General features: G+C 71.6%; 20 protein-coding genes and 2 pseudogenes. 7 read left to right on the forward strand and 15 right to left on the reverse strand.

Annotated elements, in window-relative coordinates:
* A pseudogene (locus MFF56_RS30855) lies at nt 1-217 on the reverse strand (phosphoglycerate dehydrogenase); the annotation flags it as partial.
* 213 nt (nt 218-430) lie between these two features.
* Here MFF56_RS30855 and MFF56_RS30860 point away from each other — a divergent pair.
* Both MFF56_RS30860 and MFF56_RS30865 read left to right on the forward strand, forming a co-directional pair.
* Nucleotides 431-1711: an O-acetylhomoserine aminocarboxypropyltransferase gene (locus MFF56_RS30860; RefSeq protein WP_066928115.1), complete on the forward strand. Its 1281-nt coding sequence runs from the start codon at nt 431-433 to the stop codon at nt 1709-1711.
* A 130-nt stretch (nt 1712-1841) separates the two neighbouring features.
* Nucleotides 1842-2756, forward strand: coding sequence for a manganese catalase family protein (locus MFF56_RS30865; RefSeq protein WP_238232109.1), 915 nt, complete (start codon nt 1842-1844; stop codon nt 2754-2756).
* Nucleotides 2757-2842: 86 nt separating this feature from the next.
* Here MFF56_RS30865 and MFF56_RS30870 read toward each other — a convergent pair whose 3' ends face one another.
* Entirely contained in the window at nt 2843-3175 is a 333-nt protein-coding gene (locus MFF56_RS30870) for a hypothetical protein (protein WP_066927494.1), read from the reverse strand.
* Between the two features lie 117 nt (nt 3176-3292).
* Nucleotides 3293-4564 carry a tyrosine--tRNA ligase gene (gene tyrS, locus MFF56_RS30875; protein ID WP_066927496.1) on the reverse strand — a complete coding sequence of 424 codons (1272 nt, stop codon included), beginning with the start codon at nt 4562-4564 and terminating at the stop codon, nt 3293-3295.
* A 122-nt stretch (nt 4565-4686) separates the two neighbouring features.
* Here tyrS and MFF56_RS30880 point away from each other — a divergent pair, with 122 nt between their 5' ends.
* Both MFF56_RS30880 and MFF56_RS30885 read left to right on the forward strand, forming a co-directional pair.
* Nucleotides 4687-5820 carry an anhydro-N-acetylmuramic acid kinase gene (locus MFF56_RS30880; RefSeq protein WP_082773371.1) on the forward strand — a complete coding sequence of 378 codons (1134 nt, stop codon included), beginning with the start codon at nt 4687-4689 and terminating at the stop codon, nt 5818-5820.
* Nucleotides 5817-6413, forward strand: coding sequence for a DUF3578 domain-containing protein (locus MFF56_RS30885; protein WP_238232111.1), 597 nt, complete (start codon nt 5817-5819; stop codon nt 6411-6413). The genes MFF56_RS30880 and MFF56_RS30885 overlap by 4 nt, the downstream gene beginning before the upstream one ends.
* 12 nt (nt 6414-6425) lie before the next feature.
* Here MFF56_RS30885 and MFF56_RS30890 read toward each other — a convergent pair whose 3' ends face one another.
* The 3 genes from MFF56_RS30890 to MFF56_RS30900 form a co-directional block, all read right to left on the reverse strand.
* Nucleotides 6426-6713, reverse strand: a complete 288-nt coding sequence (locus MFF56_RS30890) for an addiction module antidote protein (RefSeq protein ID WP_066927499.1) — start codon at nt 6711-6713, stop codon at nt 6426-6428.
* Between the two features lie 7 nt (nt 6714-6720).
* Nucleotides 6721-7017 (reverse strand): type II toxin-antitoxin system RelE/ParE family toxin, encoded by a 297-nt coding sequence (locus tag MFF56_RS30895; protein ID WP_066927501.1) that lies wholly within the window; start codon nt 7015-7017, stop codon nt 6721-6723.
* Nucleotides 7018-7081: 64 nt separating this feature from the next.
* Nucleotides 7082-8011, reverse strand: a complete 930-nt coding sequence (locus tag MFF56_RS30900) for an EamA family transporter (protein ID WP_238232113.1) — start codon at nt 8009-8011, stop codon at nt 7082-7084.
* A 208-nt stretch (nt 8012-8219) separates the two neighbouring features.
* Here MFF56_RS30900 and aroC point away from each other — a divergent pair, with 208 nt between their 5' ends.
* On the forward strand, nt 8220-9308 hold the full coding sequence (aroC, locus tag MFF56_RS30905; RefSeq protein ID WP_066927800.1) for a chorismate synthase: 1089 nt from the start codon (nt 8220-8222) through the stop codon (nt 9306-9308).
* A 44-nt stretch (nt 9309-9352) separates the two neighbouring features.
* Complete coding sequence (ribB, locus tag MFF56_RS30910; protein ID WP_066927798.1) at nt 9353-10441, forward strand: 3,4-dihydroxy-2-butanone-4-phosphate synthase; 1089 nt, start codon at nt 9353-9355, stop codon at nt 10439-10441.
* 7 nt (nt 10442-10448) lie between these two features.
* Here ribB and MFF56_RS30915 read toward each other — a convergent pair whose 3' ends face one another.
* From MFF56_RS30915 to MFF56_RS30945, 7 genes are all read right to left on the reverse strand, one after another.
* Complete coding sequence (locus MFF56_RS30915) at nt 10449-10763, reverse strand: BrnA antitoxin family protein (RefSeq protein ID WP_066927797.1); 315 nt, start codon at nt 10761-10763, stop codon at nt 10449-10451.
* A complete protein-coding gene (locus MFF56_RS30920) occupies nt 10744-11025 on the reverse strand; it encodes a BrnT family toxin (protein WP_066927795.1) in 282 nt (93 codons plus the stop codon). The genes MFF56_RS30915 and MFF56_RS30920 overlap by 20 nt, the downstream gene beginning before the upstream one ends.
* A gap of 52 nt (nt 11026-11077) precedes the next feature.
* On the reverse strand, nt 11078-12004 hold the full coding sequence (locus MFF56_RS30925; protein WP_066927792.1) for a histone deacetylase family protein: 927 nt from the start codon (nt 12002-12004) through the stop codon (nt 11078-11080).
* Nucleotides 12005-12315: 311 nt separating this feature from the next.
* A complete protein-coding gene (locus MFF56_RS30930; protein ID WP_066927790.1) occupies nt 12316-13668 on the reverse strand; it encodes a chloride channel protein in 1353 nt (450 codons plus the stop codon).
* 84 nt (nt 13669-13752) lie between these two features.
* A complete protein-coding gene (locus MFF56_RS30935) occupies nt 13753-14682 on the reverse strand; it encodes a DUF6662 family protein (RefSeq protein WP_238232115.1) in 930 nt (309 codons plus the stop codon).
* Nucleotides 14683-15078: 396 nt separating this feature from the next.
* Entirely contained in the window at nt 15079-16482 is a 1404-nt protein-coding gene (locus MFF56_RS30940; protein WP_066927786.1) for a deoxyribodipyrimidine photo-lyase, read from the reverse strand.
* A gap of 296 nt (nt 16483-16778) precedes the next feature.
* Entirely contained in the window at nt 16779-17891 is a 1113-nt protein-coding gene (locus tag MFF56_RS30945) for a TRAP transporter substrate-binding protein (RefSeq protein ID WP_066927784.1), read from the reverse strand.
* Between the two features lie 158 nt (nt 17892-18049).
* Between MFF56_RS30945 and MFF56_RS30950 the strand changes: the two genes are divergently transcribed.
* Nucleotides 18050-18640: a tyrosine phosphatase family protein gene (locus MFF56_RS30950; RefSeq protein WP_066927782.1), complete on the forward strand. Its 591-nt coding sequence runs from the start codon at nt 18050-18052 to the stop codon at nt 18638-18640.
* Between the two features lie 5 nt (nt 18641-18645).
* Here MFF56_RS30950 and MFF56_RS30955 read toward each other — a convergent pair whose 3' ends face one another.
* Nucleotides 18646-19860: a branched-chain amino acid ABC transporter substrate-binding protein gene (locus MFF56_RS30955; RefSeq protein ID WP_082773384.1), complete on the reverse strand. Its 1215-nt coding sequence runs from the start codon at nt 19858-19860 to the stop codon at nt 18646-18648.
* 184 nt (nt 19861-20044) lie between these two features.
* A pseudogene (locus tag MFF56_RS30960) lies at nt 20045-20210 on the reverse strand (polysaccharide biosynthesis/export family protein); the annotation flags it as partial.

Raw genomic sequence — 20210 nt, forward strand, 5'->3', positions numbered from 1 at the left:
CGTCGAGCTGGGTGCGCGAGCGGATGCCCAGGATGTGCACGCCGCGCAGCGCCGCGTGCAGCGCCTCGCGGTCGAGCGCCTTCGGCAGACGCACCAGGTTCGTGTAGCCCGACGCCTGCATCAGCGCGACCGCGCTGTCGTTGATCCCCTCCAACAGCAGGACGCGGATCCGGTCCTTGGGCAGGGAGAGCTTCTCGGAGAGCTGGTCGGCGGTCATCTGGGCGTCTCGCGGCGGCTCGGCCCTGTTCGGCCGGCAGCGATCGGGGAATCCGGTCGCACCGATAGGTGCGGGGCCTTCGCAACGCAACATCGGCGACGCGAGCCTGCCCCGCGCATCGGTGCGCCGGACGCGTCCGAGCCTTGCCCCGCCCTCCCGCCCGGGCGTACACGGCAGGGCAACACGCCTCTTCGGGCCTCAGGAGACCTTGCGATGAGCGACCGGCAGCCCGGCTTCGAAACCCTGGCGATCCACGCGGGCGCCGCGCCGGACGCGACGACCGGCGCGCGCGCGACGCCGATCTACCAGACCGCGAGCTTCGTGTTCGAGGACGTGGACCACGCCGCCTCGCTGTTCGGGCTGCAGGCCTTCGGCAACATCTACTCGCGCATCACCAACCCGACGAACGCCGTGCTGGAGGAGCGCATCGCCGCGCTCGAGGGCGGCACCGCGGCGGTCGCGGTCGCCTCGGGCCACGCCGCCGAGTTCCTGACCATGCACGCCCTGATGCAGCCGGGCGACCAGTTCGTGGCGGCCAACAAGCTCTACGGCGGCTCGATCAACCAGTTCAACCACAGCTACAAGAGCTTCGGCTGGGAGGTCGCCTGGGCGGATGCCGACGACCCGGCCTCCTTCGAGGCGGCGATCACGCCCCGCACCAAGGCGATCTTCTGTGAATCCATCGCCAATCCGGGCGGCGTCATCACCGACATCGCCGCGCTGTCGGCGGTTGCCCGGCGCCACAACATCCCGCTCGTGGTCGACAACACCATGGCGACCCCGTACCTGATCCGGCCCTTCGAGCACGGCGCCGACATCGTGGTGCACTCGGCCACCAAGTTCCTCGGCGGCCACGGCAACTCGATCGGCGGGCTGATCGTGGACGGCGGCACGTTCAACTGGGCCGGCGACGCGCGCTACCCCATGCTGAGCCAGCCGCGGCCGGAATATGCCGGCATGGTGCTCTCCGAGACCTTCGGGAATTTTGGCTTCGCCATCGCGGTGCGGGTGCTCGGCCTGCGCGACCTCGGGCCGGCGCTCTCGCCCTTCAACGCCTTCCTGATCCTCAACGGCATCGAGACCCTGCCGCTGCGGATGCGGCGCCACTGCGACAACGCGCTCGAGGTCGCGACCTTCCTGGCGCGGCACGAGGCGGTGGCCTGGGTCAGCTATCCGGGCCTGCCCGAGGACCGCTACCACGCGCTGGCGCAACGCTACACGCCCAAGGGAGCGGGCGCGGTCTTCACGCTCGGCCTGAAGGGCGGCTACGAGGCGGGCGTGAAGCTCGTCTCGAACCTGCAGCTCTTCTCGCATCTGGCCAATATCGGGGACACGCGCTCGCTGGTGATCCACCCGGCCTCGACCACCCACCGCCAGCTCACCGACGCGCAGAAGAGCGCGGCCGGCGCCGGGCCCGAGGTGGTGCGCCTCTCGATCGGCCTGGAGGATCCCGCCGACCTGATCGAGGATCTGGATGCGGCCCTGCGGGCCTGAGCGGGCGGGATCGGACGCGCCTGCGGCAAACGGACTCGCGGCCGGACAAGTTGGCCGCGAATCAGGAACATCACCCGAGCCCCACGGTAGCCCTTCCGGCATCTCAGTGCCGATCCGGAGGGCTTAACCCATGTTCATGCGGCTCGACCGTCTCCAGGCCGAACTTCCCACGCCGAAGCGCCCCGATCCCAACGCCGCCGCGGCCCTGCAGGAGTTGCTGGGCGGCAAGTACGGCGAGATGTCCACGCTCGGGAACTACATGTTCCAGAGTTTCAACTTCCGCAACAAGTCGAAGTTGCGTCCATTCTACAGCCTCGTGTCGAGCATCTTCACCGAGGAGCTCGGCCACGTCGAGCTGGTCTCGACCGGCGTTGCCATGCTCAACAACGGCCCGGGCGACGACACCGAGAACGTCGACGTCTCGAAGGCGCCGTTCCACGAGATGCAGGACGTGCGGCTTGCCGGCGCCTTCTTCTCGCAAGGGGGCGGCGCCACGCCGGTCAATTCCAACGCCCAGTCGTGGAACGCCGACATGGTGACGACCTCGGGCAACCTGATCATCGACCTCTTGCACAACTTCCATCTCGAGTGCGGCGCCCGCCTGCACAAGTTGCGCGTCTACGAGACCCTGAAGGACCCGACCGGCCGCGAGGTCTGCGGCTACCTCCTGGTGCGCGGCTCGGTCCACGCCCACGCCTACGCGCTGGCGCTGAAGAAGCTCACCGGCGTCGAGATCGAGAAGATGCTGCCGACCCCGAACATCGTGCTCGACAAGATCCCCGAGTGCCAGAAGTACCTGCAGGAGGGCTCGCACCGCCGGCTCTACACCTTCGGCTCCCCGGACTACCCTGAGATGGCGGGCGTCTGGTCGAACGACGAGGTGGCGCTGCCGGGCGATCCGCCGGGCAACCTCGAGATCGTGGACGGGCCGCCGGAGGGCGGCAAGATCCCGGAGCTCGACGGCAATTACGGCGCCTTCGCGCCGGACTACGCGCCGCAGGAGATCTTCGAGATCGCGAGCAAGCTCTACCAGAAGAGCCGCTGAGACAGGTTTCCTCGATCGACAGGGCGTCCAGAGGGCCGCCGGCCCTCTGGCGAGTCCTCAGGGCAGGGCCCTGAGATCGGGATCTCTCAGTAGCGCCAGGCCGGATCGATCGGGGCAGGCGCCAGCACGAAGACCTTCGGGTGCTTGCGCGCGCCGAACCGGCTCTCGCTGAACTCGTCGTTGTAGTAGTCGAACCCGGTCAGGCCGAAGCCGCCGCCGTTCATCACCTGCGGCACCGGCACCGGCGGCATCGCGAGGTCGGGGCGCGTCGGCGGCACGATCACCCGGCCGGCCCGGTCGGTCTGCAGCACGGTCGGCGCGTCGGGCGCGTAGTAGATCACCGGCTGCGCCGTCGCGGGGCCGGCGCATCCCAGGGCGAGGAGGCCGGCGGCCAGGACGTGTCGGGCTCGAAGGGTCACGTGGGATCTCCGTCACGGTTCCGGCCGCGGGCCGGTCTGATCTCCGGACTATGCCGGAAGACCGCCCGCTTGTCCGTGGCTTGGCCGCACGGGCGGCCGGCTTTTCCAGAACCCGGATCACTCGGCCTTGAGCAGCACGTGGCGCTTGCGCCCGAAGGAGAGCTTGATCACGCCCTCCGGGGTCAGGTCGGAGAGGGTGAGCACTGCCCGCTCGTCGGCGACGGCCACGTCGTTGACCTTGAGGCCGCCGCCCTTGATCTGGCGCCGCGCCTCGCTGGTCGAGGGCACGAGCCGGGCATGCTCCGGCCCGAAGGCCGTGAGCACGCCGAGACCGGCCTCCAGCGTCGCGCGCGGCACCGCGACGCTCGGGAGATCCGCGGCGAGCGCCCCCTCCACGAAGGTCTTGCGCGCGGTCTCGGCGGCCGTGTCCGCCGCCTCGCGCCCGTGCATCAGGGCGGTGGCCTCGGTGGCGAGCACGCGCTTGGCCTCGTTGATCGCCGCCCCCCCGCGCCCGGCGAGCTCCGCGATCTCGGGCAGCGGCAGCAGCGTGAACAGCTTCAGGAAGCGCTCGACGTCGGCGTCCTCGGTGTTCCGCCAGAACTGCCAGTAGTCGTAAGGCGAGAGCATTCCGGCATCGAGCCACACGGCGCCGGCGGCGGTCTTGCCCATCTTGGCGCCCGACGCCGTGGTCAGGAGCGGGCAGGTGATGCCGTAGAGCTGGGGCGTGCCGAGCCGGCGCCCGAGATCGATGCCGTTGACGATGTTGCCCCACTGGTCCGATCCGCCCATCTGCAGGATGCAGCCGTAGCGCCGGTTCAGCTCCACGAAGTCGTAGGATTGCAGGATCATGTAGTTGAATTCCAGGAACGAGAGTTCCTGGTCGCGCTCCAGGCGCATGCGCACGCTGTCCATCGACATCATGCGGTTGACCGAGAAGTGCCGTCCGATGTCGCGCAGCATCTCGATGTAGTTGAGCTTGGTCAGCCACTCGGCGTTGTCGACCATGCGGGCGTCGTTGCCCGACTCGCCGAATGCCAGGAAGCGCGCGAATGTCTTCTGGATGCCCGCCTTGTTCTCCTCGATCTGCTCCAGCGTCAGGATCTTGCGCGACTCGTCGCGGCCCGAGGGATCGCCGACGCGGGTGGTGCCGCCGCCCATCAGCGCGATCGGCTTGCCGCCCGTCTTCTGCAGCCAGTGCAGCATCATGATCGACAGGAGGTGGCCGACATGCAGCGAGGCCGCCGTGCAGTCGTAGCCGACGTAAGCCGTCAGCCGCCCGTCGAGCGCCGCCTGGTCGATGCCGGCGAGGTCCGAGCCCTGGTGGACGTAGCCGCGCTCGATCAGGACCCGCAGGAAGTCGGATTTCGGGGCGAAGCTCTCAGGCGTCATGGGAAGTCCCGGAGGGGCGGCCGGGCGACAGGCTCTCGCCCGCGTGCTAGCTCGGCCGGCATGAGGTGGGTTCGGGGCGGCTCTTAGCAGGGCGCTCCCGGAAAGGCACGGGGGAGTCCGGCATGGCGATGATGCGCGCGATCGGCCTGATGAGCGGCACCTCGCTGGACGGTGTCGACATCGCCCTGATCGAGACGGACGGCGAGACGATCCGGGTCGAGCGCGGCCACAACAACTTCCTGGCGCCGCTCGGCCCCACCGGCTACCGCGGCTACGGCGAGGACGAGAAGGCGCTGCTGCGCGCTGCCACGAAGGACGCCGAGAGCGTGGTGCGGCCCGACGACCGGCCGGGCCGCCTGCCGGAGGCGGAAGGCTTCGTCACCCGGGCGCACGCGGAGGCGGTCGAGCAGTTTCTCGCCGACAACGGCCTCCAGCCCGCCGACATCGACGTGATCGGCTTCCACGGCCAGACCGTGATCCACCGGCCCGACCACCGCATCTCGATCCAGATCGGCGACGGGCCGGCGCTCGCCTCCCGCCTCGGCATCGCGGTGGTGTCGGACCTGCGCCGGGCCGACATCGAGGCGGGCGGGCAGGGGGCGCCGCTGGTGCCGGTGTTCCACAAGGCGCTGGCGGAAGCCGCCGGCATGGAAGGGCCCTTCGGCATCCTCAACATCGGCGGGGTGGCGAACGCGACGCTGGTCGATTCCAAGGGTGGCGTGATCGCCTTCGACACCGGGCCGGGCAACTCCCTCATCGACGAGTGGATGCAGGAGCGCGAGGGCAAGAACCTCGACGACGGGGGCCGCACCGCCGCCCGCGGACGGCCCGACGAGCAGCTGCTGGCCTGGCTCCTCACCCACCCGTTCTTCTTCCGCAGGCCGCCGAAATCGCTCGACCGGAACTGGTTCTCGCACAAGCTCGCGGGCCAGCTCTCGACCGAGGACGGCGCCGCGACGCTGACCGCCTTCACGGCCCGCGCGGTCGCCCGCGCGCTCGACCACGCCCCCGAGATCCCGACCCGCTGGATCGTGGCGGGCGGGGGTGCCCGCAACGGCGAGCTGGTGCGGCTCCTCAACTACCACCTGCGCGCCGAGATCATGACCGCGGACGCGATCGGCTGGTCCTCGGCCTATCTGGAGGCGCAGGCCTTCGCCTACCTGGCGGTGCGCTCGATGCAGGGCCTGCCGATCACCTTCCCGGCGACCACCGGCGTGCGCGAGCCGATCTCCGGCGGGGTGCTGTCGCGGCCGTGAGCCTCGGCTACGCCCTGCGGCGCATTGTGGAGGAGTATCCGCTCGCCCGGCTCGACCCGCCGGCCGGGCACCCGCTCGCGGCGGTGATCCGAAAGGGCGCGCCGGACGAGCTGCGCCGGGCGCTCGCCGGCATCGACGGCCCGTTCCTGGTGAAGGGCAGCCCCGGGCGCGGCACGCGCTGGGCCGCCGTGCCCTGGCTCGCAGCCTTCGACCCCGCCATCACAACCAGCGCGACGCGGGGCTACTACCTCGTCTACCTATTCCCGGCCCACCGCGAGCGGGTGCACCTCTCGCTGGCGCAGGGCACGGTGGCGGCGATCCGCGAGCACGGCCCGCGCGCCGGGGACTACCTCCGCGCGAGCGGCGACGCGCTGCGTGAGCGGCTCGGCGACTTCGCCGACCGGCTGCCCGTCCGTGCGATCGCGCTCGGCAGCGCGGGCGCGTTGCCCGAGGGCTACGAGGGCGCCCACATCCTGGGCCTCAGCTACGACCTCGCCGATCTCGGCGACGAGCGGCGGCTGATCGCGGATCTCGCCGCGGGCGTGGCCGCCTACCGGGCGCTCAGGGCGCGTGGGGGGCTGGCGGTGGGCTGACCTGGCCGCCCGTCAGCCGGGCGCGACCGTCGCGGTGAGGCGGATGTTGAGAGCGCCCAGCACGCGCAGGGCCGTGTCGAGGCTCGGGTTCCCCTCGTCGGACAGGGCTCGATACAGGCTCTCGCGCGAGAGCCCGGCCTCGCGGGCGATCTGGGTCATGCCGCGGGCTCGGGCCACGACGCCGAGCGCGTGGCGGAACAGGGCCGCATCGCCCTCCTCGATGGCGGCGGCGAGATACTCGGCGATGGCCTCGTCGGAATCGAGATGCTCGGCCGAGTCGTAGGGCTTGGTCTCGGTCATGGTGCCCTCATAGGGTTGCCGCGATCGCCCTTGCCCGCGCGATGTCGCCGTCCTGGCCCGCCTTGTCGCCACCGCAGAGCAGGACGACCAGTGTCTCGCCACGGCGCACGAAATAGACGCGGTAGCCCGGGCCGTGATCGATGCGCAGCTCGCTCACACCCTCGCCGACCGGCTTGACGTCGCCCGGATTGCCCAAGGCCAACCGGTCGATCCGCGATGCGATCCGAGCCTTCGCGCGTGCGTCGCGCAAGCTGTCGATCCACTTCGCGAAGACCGCCGTGCGCCGGATCTGTAGCGTGAGCAAATGTAGCCTATAGGCTACATTTGGACAAGGGCCAAGCGTCGCGTCCCGCGACGGGGATCGCCGCCTACCGGGCGCTCAGGGCGCGTGGGGGGCTCGCGCTGCCGGATGCCGGCTCGCCCCGGCCGCCGCGCGCCCGCTTCCGGCGGGCGGCGAGCACGTTGAGGGCGATGCCCGTCAGAATCAGCCCACCGCCCACGGCCTCGGCCGGCTCGAAGGGCTCGCCGAGGAACCAGTTCGTGCTCGCGATCCCGACCACAGGCACGAGCAGCGCGAAGGGCGCCACCGTGGCGGCCGGGTAGCGGGCGAGCAGGCGGTTCCACAGGGGGAAGGCGAGCAGCGTCACCGGATAGGCGATGAACAGGATCACGGCGCCCGTGCGCCAATCGGCCCGCGCGAGCCCGTGCGCCGCCGCCGCCGGCCCCTCGAACACCAGCGACAGGAGAAGGAGCGGCGGCGTCGCGGCAAGGCTCGCCCAGACCATGAAGGCCAGCATGTCGATGGCGCCGGCCGCCTTCACGACGAGGTTCGCGGCCGCCCAGGCCAGGGCGGCGGCGAGGACCATGAGGAGGGGCAGCAGGGCGGCGCTTTGCGCCTGCCACGCCGCGATGATCGCGACGCCGCAGGCGGCCACCGCCCCGCCGACGACCTGCAGGCCGCCCGGCCGCTCGCGGAAGAGCGCGAAAGCGAGGCCGATCGTGAAGAACACCTGGACCTGGACGACCAGGGAGGAGAGGCCGGCCGGCATCCCGAGCGCGATGGCCAGGAACATCAGCCCGAACAGGGCGACGCCGTGGAAGAGGCCGAAGGCCAGCACGAGGCGGGCCGGTGCACGGGGCGGCCGGACGAAGAGGACCGCCGGGAACGCGGCGAACAGGAAGCGGAGCGCCGTGAGCAGCAGGGGCGGCAGGGTCTCGAGGCCGACCTTGATCGCCACGAAGGCAAGGCCGAGCAGCAGGGCGACGAGCAGCGCCGCCAGAACGTCCCGGACCGCCATCGCGTCAGCTCCCCCTGTCGGACCGTGCCGGCTCACCCGGTTCAGCGCCCGGCCCGACGCTCTGCCGCGGAGCGCCGGCGAAATCCAGAGACGGCGGTCGCGGACAACGCGCACCGCGTCCGGCGACACGGTCCGGACGGATGCGCGGGTCGGCCCTGTCGTCGGCGGATTTGTGGGTCGCGCCAAGCCGCGCTAGAGCACGGCCACCATGTCCCACAACACCTTCGGCCACCTGTTCCGCGTCACCACCTTCGGCGAGAGCCACGGGGTGGCGCTCGGCTGCGTGGTGGACGGTTGCCCGCCCGGCCTGCCGCTGGAGGCCGCCGAGATCCAGGCGGAGCTCGACCGGCGCAAGCCCGGCCAGTCGCGCTTCACCACGCAGCGGCGCGAGCCCGACGCGGTGAAGATCCTCTCGGGCGTCTTCGGAGACGATCGCACGGGGGGGCGCCAGCTCACCACCGGCACGCCGATCGCGCTGGTGATCGAGAACACCGACCAGCGCTCGAAGGATTATTCGGAGATCCGCGACAGCTACCGGCCGGGCCACGCCGACTACACCTACGAGGCCAAGTACGGCATCCGCGACTATCGTGGCGGCGGGCGCTCCTCGGCGCGCGAGACCGCCGCGCGTGTGGCCGCCGGCGCCATCGCCCGCAAGGTCGTCCCCGGGATCACGATCCGCGCCGCCCTGGTGCAGATGGGCCCGCACGCGATCGACCGCGCCCGCTGGGACTGGGAGGAGGTCGCCCGCAACCCGTTCTTCTGCCCCGATCCGCAAGCCGCCAAGCTCTACGAGACCTATCTCGACGGCATCCGCAAGGACGGGTCATCCATCGGCGCGGTGATCGAGGTGGTGGCCGAGGGCGTGCCCCCGGGCCTCGGCGCGCCGCTCTACGGCAAGCTCGACGCGGATCTGGCCGCCGCCATGATGTCGATCAACGCCGTCAAGGGCGTCGAGATCGGCGACGGCTTCGCGAGCGCGGCGCTCCGCGGCGAGGACAACGCCGACGAGATGCGCGCGGGCAACGCCGGCCCGGCCTTCCTCGCCAACCACGCGGGCGGGATCCTGGGCGGCCTCTCCACGGGCCAGCCCATCGTCTGCCGCTTCGCGGTCAAGCCGACCTCCTCGATCCTCACGCCGCGCCGCACCGTCACCCGCGAGGGCCGCGACGCCGAGATCGTCACCAAGGGCCGCCACGACCCCTGCGTCGGCATCCGCGCCGTGCCGGTGGCCGAGGCCATGATGGCCTGCGTGCTCGCCGACCACTATCTGCGCCACAGGGGGCAGGTCGGCTGAAGCTTCGGCCGAGCCGATCGCCCGCACGAAACCCGAGAAGTCCCGTGCCCCACCACTCCGTCACCGAGGCCATCGAGGCCTTTGCCCGCGGCGAGATCGTGGTCGTCACCGACGACGACGACCGCGAGAACGAGGGCGATCTCGTCGTCGCGGCCTCGCTCTGCACGCCGGAGAAGATGGCCTTCATCATCCGCAACACCTGCGGCATCGTCTGCGCGCCGGTGACGCTCGCGGAGGCGCGCCGCCTCCACCTCGCCCCGATGGTGGCGGCCAACGACGCGCCGCTCGGCACCGCCTTCACGGTGACGGTCGACGTCAAGCACGGGCTGACCACCGGCATCTCGGCCGAGCAGCGCTGCAACACGGTCCGGGCGCTCGCCAACGGCAACATGGGCGCGGGCGATTTCGTGCGCCCCGGCCACGTCTTCCCCTTGATCGCCCGCGACGGCGGGGTGCTGATGCGCTCAGGGCACACCGAGGCCGCGGTCGATCTCTGCCGGCTCGCCAAGCTCCCGCCGGTCGGCGTGATCTGCGAGCTCGCCAACGACGACGGCACGGTGATGAAGGGGCCGCAGATCACGGCCTTCGCGGAGACGCACAAGCTCCGCCAAGTCTCGGTCGCGGACCTGATCGCCTACCGGCAGGCCCGCGAGAAGCTCGTCGAGCGGGTCGGCCAGTTCCCGGTCAGGACCGAGCACGGCCCGATGACCGGCTACGCCTACACCACGCCCTTCGAGACGATCCAGCAATTCGCCTTCGTGCACGGCGAGATCGGCGACGGGCGCGACATGCTGGTGCGTCTGCACCGCTCGAACGTCGTCGCCGACGTGATCGAGGGCGGCCGCCAGATCGAGGCGGTGATGGCCCGCTTCGCCCGCGAGGGCCGCGGCGTGCTGGTCTACCTGCGCGACGGCACAGCGGGTGTGCCGCTCCAGCGCGTGTCGGAGGGCGGGACCGAGGAAGGCGCCGAGGCGCAGCGCGTGCGCCAGTGGCGCGAGGTCGGCCTCGGCGCCCAGATCCTGCGCGACCTCGGCGTCGTGTCGATCCGCAACCTCTCGACCGCCTCGCGGTCCTATGTGGGCCTGTCGGGCTTCGGCATCGAGCTGGTCGGGGACGAGCTGCTGGAGGGGTGAGCCCAGTTCAGGCCGCGGGCAGGTCCTCGGCGGCGCGTCGGAGCGCCGCGTTCAGGCGCGCCTGCCATCCTAGGCCGGTCGCGCGGAACCGATCGAGGATGTCCCGGTCGATGTTCAGGCTGACCTTCTCCTGAGCGACTGCTCGCTCCCGAGCCTGCAGGATCCTACGCAGCAACTCGGGCTGGGTCTCGGCTAAAGGTCGCGCCAGCGCGAAATCGGCCTCTGTCAGTTCAGGATTGTCGGGATCGGCAGCGATCCCGGCCTGGATGCGTGCCTCCTCGGCATCAGAGATAGGGGGCAGGTCAAGGTCTGGCTTCGGCATAGAGCCTCCTCTCGATACGGCTCGCAGGCCGCAGGCTCACCAGAGCGATAGCCTGCGATCCGAGGGGCGACAGGATCGCCGCGACGACGAGCCTGCCCTCGAAAACTCCGACGAGCCGCTTGCGCGGCCTGCCCCGCGCGCTGTTCGACGCCCCTAGATCGACCGCGGAGGCGAAATCGAAGCCCGCTTCGAAGGTCGCAAAGTCCAGGCCGTGCTTGGCGAGGTTGGCGACCCGCTTCGGCTCGTCCCAGACGATCACCATAGCAAGAGATACGGTTCGCGACTGGCGGCTTCAACGCCGGTCACGGTTCACCTCACCGCCCCATCAGCGCGTCCACGTGCTCGTAGACGGACTTGCCGAGCCCCTCCAGGCTGTAGCCGCCCTCCAGGATCGAGACGAGGCGGCCGCCCGCGTGGCGGTCGGCGAGTTCGAGGAGGCGCCGGGTGGCCCAGCCGAAATCGGCCTCGTCGAGGCGCAGGTTCGCCAGCGGGTCGAGCCGGTGCGCGTCGAAGCCCGCCGAGACCAGGATCAGGTCGGGCTGGAAGGCATCGACCCGGGCCACGATCGCCTCGAAGGCCTCGCGGAACACCGCGCCGTCGTCGTTCGGCCGCAGCGGCACGTTGACGATGGTGTCCTTCGCGCCCCGCTCGGAGGCCGCGCCCGTGCCGGGGAAGAGCGGCATCTGGTGCGTCGAGGCGTACATCACCGTGCCGTCGTCCCAGAAGATGTCCTGGCTGCCGTTGCCGTGGTGCACGTCCCAATCGACCAGCGCCACGCGGGAGACGCCGTGATGCGTGCGGGCGTAGCGGGCCGCGATCGCCGCCTGGTTGAACACGCAGAAGCCCATCGCCCGCTCGCGCTCGGCGTGGTGACCGGGCGGGCGCATCGCCACGAAGGCGTTCGAGCACTCCTTGGCCATCACCGCGTCGACCGCGTGGTTGGCGCCGCCGACGGCCCGGAGCACCGACTCCAGGGTGCCGGGCGACATCACCGTGTCGCCGTCGATCGCGACCATCCCCTCCTTCGGCGCGGCGGCGACGATCGCCTCGACGTAGGCTTCCGGATGGGCGAGCGCGGCGACCGAAGGCTCGGCCCGGGGCGCCTGCACCCGCACGAGGCCGGCGAAGCGCTCGTTCTCCAGCACGCGCTCGACGGCGCGGATCCGGCTCGGCCGCTCGGGATGGCCCTCGGGCACGATGTGGTCGAGGGCGGACGGGTGGCTCACGTACAGGGTGGTCACGGCTGAACTCAAGCCTCCCGGCGGGGCCGGCGCATCTGTCGCGCGCCTGCAACAGCCCCGGCCAATGTGCCAGGACGGAACGCGCGAGGCTACGGCGAAGTGCCCGCGCTGGCTATGGTTCCCCGACCTCCTGAAACCATTCGAACAAACGGGGGGCTGCCCGCGGGCAGGACGTCACGCGCACCGTCCCGATCATAGCGCCTGCCGTCGGCCCGAGGCCGCGACTTCGAGGCGGTGCCCGACCCCAGGGTCGGGCACCGCCTTCATGGACCCGGAAGTCTCGTGGCGCGGGGGGCAGGGCCCCGAGGGCCTCAGGAACCGGGCCGCGATATGCCGGGCGGCGACATGCCGGGCCCGCTGGCCTCCGCCTTCTCCAGGATGATCTCCGCCAGGGTGTGGTAGAGGCCGCCGCGGCAGACCGCCTTCGAGGCCGCGTCCGCCAGCAGCGCCGCCAGCATCAGGGGGATCATCATGGCGTGGTCCTGGGTCATCTCGGTGACGATGACGAAGCTGGTGATCGGCGCCTGCAGGACGCCCGTCAGGTAGGCCACCATCCCGATCAGCACGAGGGCGCCGACGGGCACGTCCGCGAACAGACCGTGCAGCGCGCCCCCCATCCCGGCGCCGACCGCGAGCGAGGGCGCGAACAGGCCGCCCGGGATGCCGCTGACCGAGGAGAGCACGGTCGCCAGGAACTTCAGGGGGGCGAAGTCGGGATGCGCCGCGCTCTCCCCATGCAGGATCGCGCGGGCCTCCTCGTAACCGGTCCCGTAGACCACCCCGCCCGAGGCGAGCCCGCACAGGGCCACGCCGAGGCCGCAGAGGCCCGCGAAGGCGACCGGATGGCGGGCGATCCAGCGCCCGGCCCGGCCGGGCAGGCCCCGCGCGAAGGCGATGACGAGGCGGCTGAACAGGCCGCCCGCCAGCCCGCCGAGGGCACCCAGGACCGCGACCACGAGCCAAGCCTGTCCGGACGGCAGTTCGGCGCGTGCGGTGCCGAAATAGGTGTAGTTGCCGGTGAGCCAGAGCGCGGTGAGGCCCGCCGCGACGATGCCGGCGACGATGAGCCCCGAGGAGCGGGCCTCGTAGGCCCGTCCAAGCTCCTCGATGCCGAAGACGATGCCGGCGAGCGGCGTGTTGAAGGCCGCCGCGACACCGGCCGCGCCGCCCGCCAGGATCACGCCGGGCAAGCGCTCGGGCGTCAGCCGGCCGAAGGCGGCCATGATCGCGGCGCCCACCTGCACGGTCGGGCCCTCGCGGCCGGCGGAGGCGCCGCAGAGCAGGCCAAGGCTCATCACGGCGATCTTGCCCGCCGCCACCCGCAGCGAGATCAGGGCGTGGCGCAGGCCCGGGTCGCGGGTGTGGCGCGCGGCGATCACCTGGGGGATGCCGGAGCCCTGCGAATTCGGGAACACGGTGCGGGCGAGCAGCGCCGCGAGCGCGAAGCCGGCGGGCGTCAGGAGGAGCGCGATCAGCGGGGAGGGCGCGGCGATCCGCCGGAACAGCACCTGCGCCCCGTCGGCGAGCTTGGCCATGAGCACCGCGGCAAGCCCGACGCCGATGCCGCCGAGCAGGAACATCAGCCGTCCGCGCCAGATCGGGAAGGCGTCGGCGGAGGCCCGGCGCAGGCGCGACAGGGCGGATCGGTAGCGCAGGCGCGGCATGTCCTCGGTCCAGTGGCCCCGGTCACGATAGGCCGGCGCGGAGCACCCGCCAGCCCGGCCACGCCTCGGCGGCGGGGATAAGCCTCAGAAACTCAGGCCGAAGCGCAGCCGGGTCTGGTGCCGGTCGAAATTCGTGAGGTCTAGCGGGCGCGGGGCGCCCTCCGCGGAACCCGCCACCTGGAAGCTCCAGGTGAAGGAGGCCCAGGCCTGCGGGGTCAGCGTGGCGTAGAGGGTGGGTCCGAGATAGACCGCCCGTCCGCTGAACCGGTCGAGCCCCAGACCCTCGAAGGCCTGCGCGTAGCGGGCCTCGGCGCCGACGAACAGGCCGGGACCGGCCTCGTAGGCAAGCGCCCCCGCGAGTTCGAGGCCGGAGCCGCGCAGGCGCTCGCCGCTGCCGTCGAGCCGGGCCGCGGCGAGCGAGAACCCGAGATTGACGGCGGCCACGAGGCTGCCCGGCACGATCTCCCAATCGGCGAGCAGCGCGGCGTCGAGCCCGTAGCTCTCGGCCGGCAGCCCCGAACCGGTATCGACCCGGCCGACGCTCGGCACGACGTTGAGGGTGAGGCCGAACGGGCCTTCCCGCCGGTCGATGAGGCGCAGGCGCGTCTCCAAGAAGGCGCCGCTCAGCCCGCCGGTGCCGCGGTCGGCGAGGCCCGGCACGCCTGCGGCGGCGAAGCGGTGGAAGCCGATGCCGGGCGCGATCCGGAAGGAGGCGTCGAGCGGGATCTTCAGGACAAGCCCGCCATCGACCGCGCGGAAGCGGCCGCCGCCCCGTCCGGACCGCCCGGTGGCCTCGAACTCGAACTCCACCTCGCCCGGCACGCCGATGTCGGAGCCCTCGACGAAGCCGAACAGGTGCTCGCTGTCGAGGCCCGCGGGTGCCGCGTTCTCCCGGGCGGTCGGCCGATCCTGGGCGGGGGCGGGCAGGGCGCCCGCGAGAAGGCAGGACAGGACGGGGGCGAGGCCGCGCGCCACCTTTCCGAGAACCGAGCCTTGCCCCATACCCACGCGCATCGCACCGCTCCGGCTATCAGATATAGCTTATGCTATATCTGATAGCCGGAGCGTCTCAGGCGTCAAGGGCCGAGGGGCGGCGGCGAGCGCGGGCACGGCGGCGGACGTAGGATCCCCGTCGGAGGACGGGATCCGCGACTTCGGGCCCCTCGGCGAGACGCATAGTTTGAAGCGCCATTCCTGAGGATCGGATCGGGCACGAACCGCGCCGCGCTCCCGCTACCGTGCGGGCGAGGGGATCCGTGCCGCGCCCGGGGCTCCGACGGATCTCTCCACGACGGCACGCGCAGGCTTGGCCCTACGCGACCTCCCCTCGTCCGCCGGGAAGGGGGGAGCGCCGGATGGGTCCGCGTCGCGTCGGACCGGAAACCGTCGCGGAGAAGGCCGGCCCCGCCCTCAGAAGTCCTGCGGCCGGCCCTCCGCGGCGCAGAGATCGGCGACCGTGCGCAGATAAGCCTTGGCGTCGAACTTCCGCAGCGAGTTCTCGCTCTGGTAGCGCACGGTGCCGAAGACCTTGCGCTTCGCCCAGGGGCGGTCGTGCAGACCGTAGACCCAGGCGACGTTGGTGAAGGAGTTCGCGTCGCGCCCGTCGAGGAAGTAGCGGTTGTTGAGCCTGAGCGTCCGGGCGAAGCCCTCCTCGGGGGAGGGGGACCATTCGAGGATCTTCTTGCCCCAGTACATGCGCAGGTGGTTGTGCATGTAGCCGGTCTCGCGCATCTCGGCCTGCGCGGCGTTCCAGTAGCGGTCGTGGGTGCGGCCCGCGGCGAGATCCTTCTCGTCGTAGAGATGCGGGCGCGGGTCGTCGGCGTGCTCGGCCAGGGTCTTGCGGGCCCATTCGGGCACGGCCTGCGCGTAGGCATCGTAGCGCGCGGTGTAGTGGACGTGATTCATCGCGAGTTCGCGGCGGACGATCACCTCCTCGAGGTACGAGGCGCGGTCGTCGGCATCGCCGTCCTTCGCCCCCCGGACGGCCAGCGCGATCTCGACGGGCGAGATCTGGCCGAAATGCAGGTAGGGGCTCATGTGCGAGGCCGCGCCGGCCTCCGGCCGGTTTCGCCCGGCCCCGTAGCCAGCGAAGGCCTCGGAGAGGAAGGCCTTGAGGCGACGCCGCGCCTCGGTCTCGCCGCCGCGGAAGCGCTGCACCGGCGGCACGGAGCGGTCGAGGGTCATGCCGGCGAGCACCGCGTCGGGATCCGAGATGTCGATCTCGGAGCGGAGCTTCAGCCCGTCCGCACGGTGCTTCACCCGGCGCGCGGTGAGAGGCTCCAGGAACTGGTCCCAGACCCGGTGGAGCTTGGGCCGAAGCGTGCGGGCCGCGTGCTCGTGCTTGGGGGAGGCCGTCTCGACCGGCACCACCACGTCGCCCTCGACCTGCACGATGCGGGTCTCGACGCCCTCCGCGATCTCGGCGTACCAGCCCCTCTGGATCGCGAGGTAGCCGCGGTCGAGGACCAGCAGGGCGGCTTCGCGGGCGAGGTCGATCGCGACCGCGGCCGGGGAGGCCTTGCGCATGACGAAGCCGACCCCGCGCCGCTCCAGCCCCGCGGCCGCGTCGGCCAAGCCCTGGAGCAGGAAGGCGTAGTGCCGGGCATTGGCCTCGGGAAAGCCGCTCGCCCCATCGAGCAGGCCGAAGCAGGCGACCACCGGCAGCCCGAGCCGGTTCGCCTCCTCGATGGCGAGTTCCAGGGCCGGGTTGTGGTGGGCGCGGTTGGCCTGCTGGAGCAGGTAGAGGACGTAGGCGCCCTCGGGCCGGGGCTCGACGTCGTTGAGCACCCGGACACGCTGCCCCTGGATCGCCATCGTGCAAACTCCCGCCGAACCTCGGTCGAGAGCTAGGGCGGCGCAGCGCCCGCGACCGCGACCGCGCCCTGGCATGCGACATTTGGGACACAGGCGCGCGCGATGTGTTGCACCGCACGATGAACGACAGTGCTCCTGCCCCAATGCCCTTGAAAGTCAGCCGACGCGGGAGCAGATTGTGCATCGCGGGATCGCGATGGCGTCGCGCTCCCGCAGCCCTCTTTGGGCGTTTCCTCCCTAGACTTCGGGCCGCTCCCTCGGGAGTGGCCTTTTTTCTTGGGCCATGCCCAGCCGCGTCAGCCGCGGGCGCGGGCGCGGATCATGAAGTTGTCGTAGGTGTATTCCGCCACCTGGAACCAGAGATAGGCCTCGTTGCGGAAGGTCTTCATCGCCTCGTAGACGCGGCGGAAATCCGCGTTCTTGGCCGCCATCTCGCCGTAGACGTCGTTGGCGTTCTTGAGCGCCGCCTCCATCACGTCCTGCGGGAAGGGGCGCAATTGCGCGCCGCCGGCGACGAGGCGGCGCAGGGCCTGCGGGTTGCGCGCGTCGTAGCGCGCCTGAACCTCGGCGCCGACCTGGGCGGCCGCCCCCTGCAGGATCGCCCGGTAGGTCTTCGGCAGGCTCTTCCAGCGCTCGGCGTTGATCCAGAAGTGGAGCATCGCGCCGCCCTCCCAGAAGCCCGGATAGTGGTAGATCGGCGCGACCTTCTGCAGGCCGAGGCGCTCGTCGTCGTAGGGGCCGATCCACTCGGCGGCGTCGATCCGCTTGGCCTCCAGCGCCGCGTAGATCTCCGGCCCCGCGATCTGCTGCGGCACCACGCCGAACTTCGTCAGCACCTGTCCGCCCAGGCCGCCGATGCGGAACTTCAGGCCCTGCAGGTCGGCGAGTCCCTTCACCTCCTTGCGGAACCAGCCGCCCATCTGCGCGCCCGTATTGCCGCCGGGCAGCGCCACGAGGCCGTACTTGGCGAAGACCTCGCCGAACAGGTCCGCGGCCCCGCCCGCGTTCCACCACGCGTTCTGACCCCGCGCGTTGAGGCCGAAGGGTATGGCGGTGGCGAGCGCGAAGACCGGGTCCTTGCCCGCGCCCAGAGAGGCCGGGCCGTGCCCCATCTCGACCGTGCCGGCGGCGACCGCGTCGATCAGGCCCTCGGGCGGCACCGGCTCGCCGGGGCCCGCCGCCTGGATCTGGAAGCGCCCGTCCGTCGCCTCGCCGACGAGCCGGCCGAGCGTCTCGGCCGCGCCGAACAGGATGTCGAGGTTCTTGGCGTAGGCCGAGGAGAGGCGCCAGCGCAGTTCCGGCATCGCCTGCGCGCCCGCCTCCCGCGCGGAGGCGCCGAGACCCGCCGCGCCGAGCCCCGCCGCCAGGAGCGCGCGTCTCTTCAGGGTCGGGCTGCTGCTCGTCGTCATGGCACCTCGATCGTCCGTCCGCAGCAGAACGGGCCGGGGGCGCGATCCGATCCCCGCGCGAGGCCCGAATCCGCGCGACGGCGCGCCCCTAGCACGGCGAAGCCAGGACTCGAAGCTACCGCTCGAAACCGGGCGGGGCCCGTGCTAGCTCCCGAGCCATGAGCCAGACCGACAGACCGCCCGCCGTTGCCGCCATCACCCTGCACACCGTCTGCGGCCTGCAGGAGCTGGCCGAGCACGGCACGCGCGGGGTCAGCCACGTCCTGTCGCTGCTCGATCCGGGAACGCCCGAGCCCACGGCCTTCGCCGATTACGGGGCGCATCGGCGCACTACGCTGCACTTCCACGACTGCCTCGGTCCGGGCGCCGGGCTGGTGCCGCCCGAGCGCCGGGACGTCGAGGCGATCCTCGAGTTCGGGCGCGGGCTCGACGGAGCGGACGGACACCTGCTCGTGCACTGCCATTACGGGCTGTCGCGCTCGACGGCCGCTCTGCTGATCCTGTTCGCGGGCGCGGAGCCCGAAGCGAGCGCCGACGATCTGGTGGCGCGGCTCCACGCGCTGCGCGAGCCCGCTTGGCCGAACACCCGGATGACAGGCTTCGCCGACGACCTTCTCGGGCGCGGCGGCGCGCTAACCGCCGCCGTGCGGCGCCTGCACGCCCTGCAGCTGCGGGTGCGCCCGCACCTCGCGGAGCTGCTGCGCGAGCACGGGCGCGGGCCGGAGATCGACGCGGCGCTGGCACTCTGACGCGACTACTTCCCGGCGGGCGTGAAGGCGCCGTCCTTCCAGACGTAGAGCACGTAGCCCTGCGCCGTGACGTCGCCCTTGGCGTCGAAGCCGACCGTGCCGAGGACGAGGTCGAACCGCTCGGCGTGGAGCGTCGCCGAGAGCCGCCTCGGATCGGTCGTGTGCGCGAAGTTGCCGGCCGCCACCAGGGCCTGGAGGGCGGCGTAGCCGTAGACCGTCGAGCCGGTCGGGTCGCCGCCCTCGGCCCGGAAGGCCTTCACAACCTCGGCGGCGGCCGGCTGCCGGCTCGGGTCGAGGTAGAAGGTCATCAGCACGCCGTTGCTGGCGGCGCCGGCGATCTTGGCGAAGTCGGACGTGGCGATCGCCGAGGTGCCGAACCATTGCGGCCTGAAGCCCCGCTCGGCCGAGATCTTCACGAGTCGGCCCATCTCGACGGCGTCGCCGCCGTAATAGACCACCTCGATCCCGGCTCCCTTCAGCCGGTCGGCGAGCGCCGCGTCGTCGGCGTCACTCGGCGAGAAGGCGACCGAGAGCGCCTCGTTGGTGCCGATGCGGTTGAGGTTGTCCTTCGTCGCCGCCGCGAGGTTGCGCGAGGCCGGCGTCGTATCTTGGATCAGGGCGATCTTGCGATCGCGAAAACGCTCGGCCAGCACCGCGGCCGAGAGCCGGGCCTGGTCGTCGTCGCGCCCGCAGACCCGGAAGATCGTCGGGAAGCCGCGGTCGGTGAGCCGGGCGGCGACGGAGGCCGCGGTGATCATCAGCGCGCCGTTCTGGGCGTAGACCTCCGAGGCCGCGATCGAGGCGTTCGAGCAGACATGCCCGACGACGAGGCGGACCTCCTGCCGGACGAAGTGGTTGGCGACCGCGACCGCGGTGTTCGAGTCGCAGGCATCGTCCTGCACGTCGAGCACGATCTGCCGCCCGTCGAGACCGCCCCGGGCGTTGGCGTCGCGCGCGGCCGCCTCGATGCCGCGCAGCACCTGCTCGCCCACCGCGACGTAGGCGCCCGAGCGCGGCACGGCCACACCGATCGTCACCGCGTCCGGTGCACCGTTCGTCGTCCGGTTCTGGGCAACGGCCGGCAGGGTGGAGACGGCGAGGGTGAGGGCGAGCAGACGCGCGCGGAGGCCCGCACGGCCGGGCCGGGCGGGAGCGAGCCGGTGCAGGGGGTTCGCCCCGCGCGGGAATCCGGGGCCGAGAGCGACGCGTCCGATCTTCATCGGGGCCCTTCTAGAACCGTTTCCGCGCCCACGAAATCGGCTCCCGATCATCGGACGTCACGAAGGCGCCCGATGCGGGTCGGGCTCGGGCCTTGAGCCTCGCCGCAGGAAACGACGAAGCGTGGCCCGAAGGCAAGGAGGGAATGCGAGGAGGGTTACGCGGCGTCCACAGGGATGCGGATCCTCACTTGCCGTAGGCGTAGATCGCGGCCGCGGATGCGACGGGTCCCGTGACGCTTGAGAAGACGCCGAGGACCTTCTGGAGCTCGGTGTAGGGTGCGTTGGAGACGTAGATCAGGTCGCGGTTGCGCATCCGGAAGGCCTGGGTGGTGAACAGGCTGTTGGGGTCG

Origin of the sequence: Methylobacterium hispanicum, from assembly GCF_022179285.1 — a bacterium.
Lineage (GTDB): Bacteria > Pseudomonadota > Alphaproteobacteria > Rhizobiales > Beijerinckiaceae > Methylobacterium > Methylobacterium hispanicum.

Bases quoted from the DNA above. Each gene is read 5' to 3' on its own strand.
- MFF56_RS30860 (WP_066928115.1), top strand. From the start codon at position 431: ATGAGCGACCGGCAGCCCGGCTTCGAAACCCTGGCGATCCACGCGGGC.
- MFF56_RS30865 (WP_238232109.1), top strand. From the start codon at position 1,842: ATGTTCATGCGGCTCGACCGTCTCCAGGCCGAACTTCCCACGCCGAAG.
- tyrS (WP_066927496.1), bottom strand. From the start codon at position 4,564: ATGACGCCTGAGAGCTTCGCCCCGAAATCCGACTTCCTGCGGGTCCTG.
- MFF56_RS30880 (WP_082773371.1), top strand. From the start codon at position 4,687: ATGGCGATGATGCGCGCGATCGGCCTGATGAGCGGCACCTCGCTGGAC.
- MFF56_RS30890 (WP_066927499.1), bottom strand. From the start codon at position 6,713: ATGACCGAGACCAAGCCCTACGACTCGGCCGAGCATCTCGATTCCGAC.
- MFF56_RS30900 (WP_238232113.1), bottom strand. From the start codon at position 8,011: ATGGCGGTCCGGGACGTTCTGGCGGCGCTGCTCGTCGCCCTGCTGCTC.
- aroC (WP_066927800.1), top strand. From the start codon at position 8,220: ATGTCCCACAACACCTTCGGCCACCTGTTCCGCGTCACCACCTTCGGC.
- MFF56_RS30915 (WP_066927797.1), bottom strand. From the start codon at position 10,763: ATGCCGAAGCCAGACCTTGACCTGCCCCCTATCTCTGATGCCGAGGAG.
- MFF56_RS30920 (WP_066927795.1), bottom strand. From the start codon at position 11,025: ATGGTGATCGTCTGGGACGAGCCGAAGCGGGTCGCCAACCTCGCCAAG.
- MFF56_RS30930 (WP_066927790.1), bottom strand. From the start codon at position 13,668: ATGCCGCGCCTGCGCTACCGATCCGCCCTGTCGCGCCTGCGCCGGGCC.
- MFF56_RS30935 (WP_238232115.1), bottom strand. From the start codon at position 14,682: ATGCGCGTGGGTATGGGGCAAGGCTCGGTTCTCGGAAAGGTGGCGCGC.
- MFF56_RS30940 (WP_066927786.1), bottom strand. From the start codon at position 16,482: ATGGCGATCCAGGGGCAGCGTGTCCGGGTGCTCAACGACGTCGAGCCC.
- MFF56_RS30945 (WP_066927784.1), bottom strand. From the start codon at position 17,891: ATGACGACGAGCAGCAGCCCGACCCTGAAGAGACGCGCGCTCCTGGCG.
- MFF56_RS30950 (WP_066927782.1), top strand. From the start codon at position 18,050: ATGAGCCAGACCGACAGACCGCCCGCCGTTGCCGCCATCACCCTGCAC.
- MFF56_RS30955 (WP_082773384.1), bottom strand. From the start codon at position 19,860: ATGAAGATCGGACGCGTCGCTCTCGGCCCCGGATTCCCGCGCGGGGCG.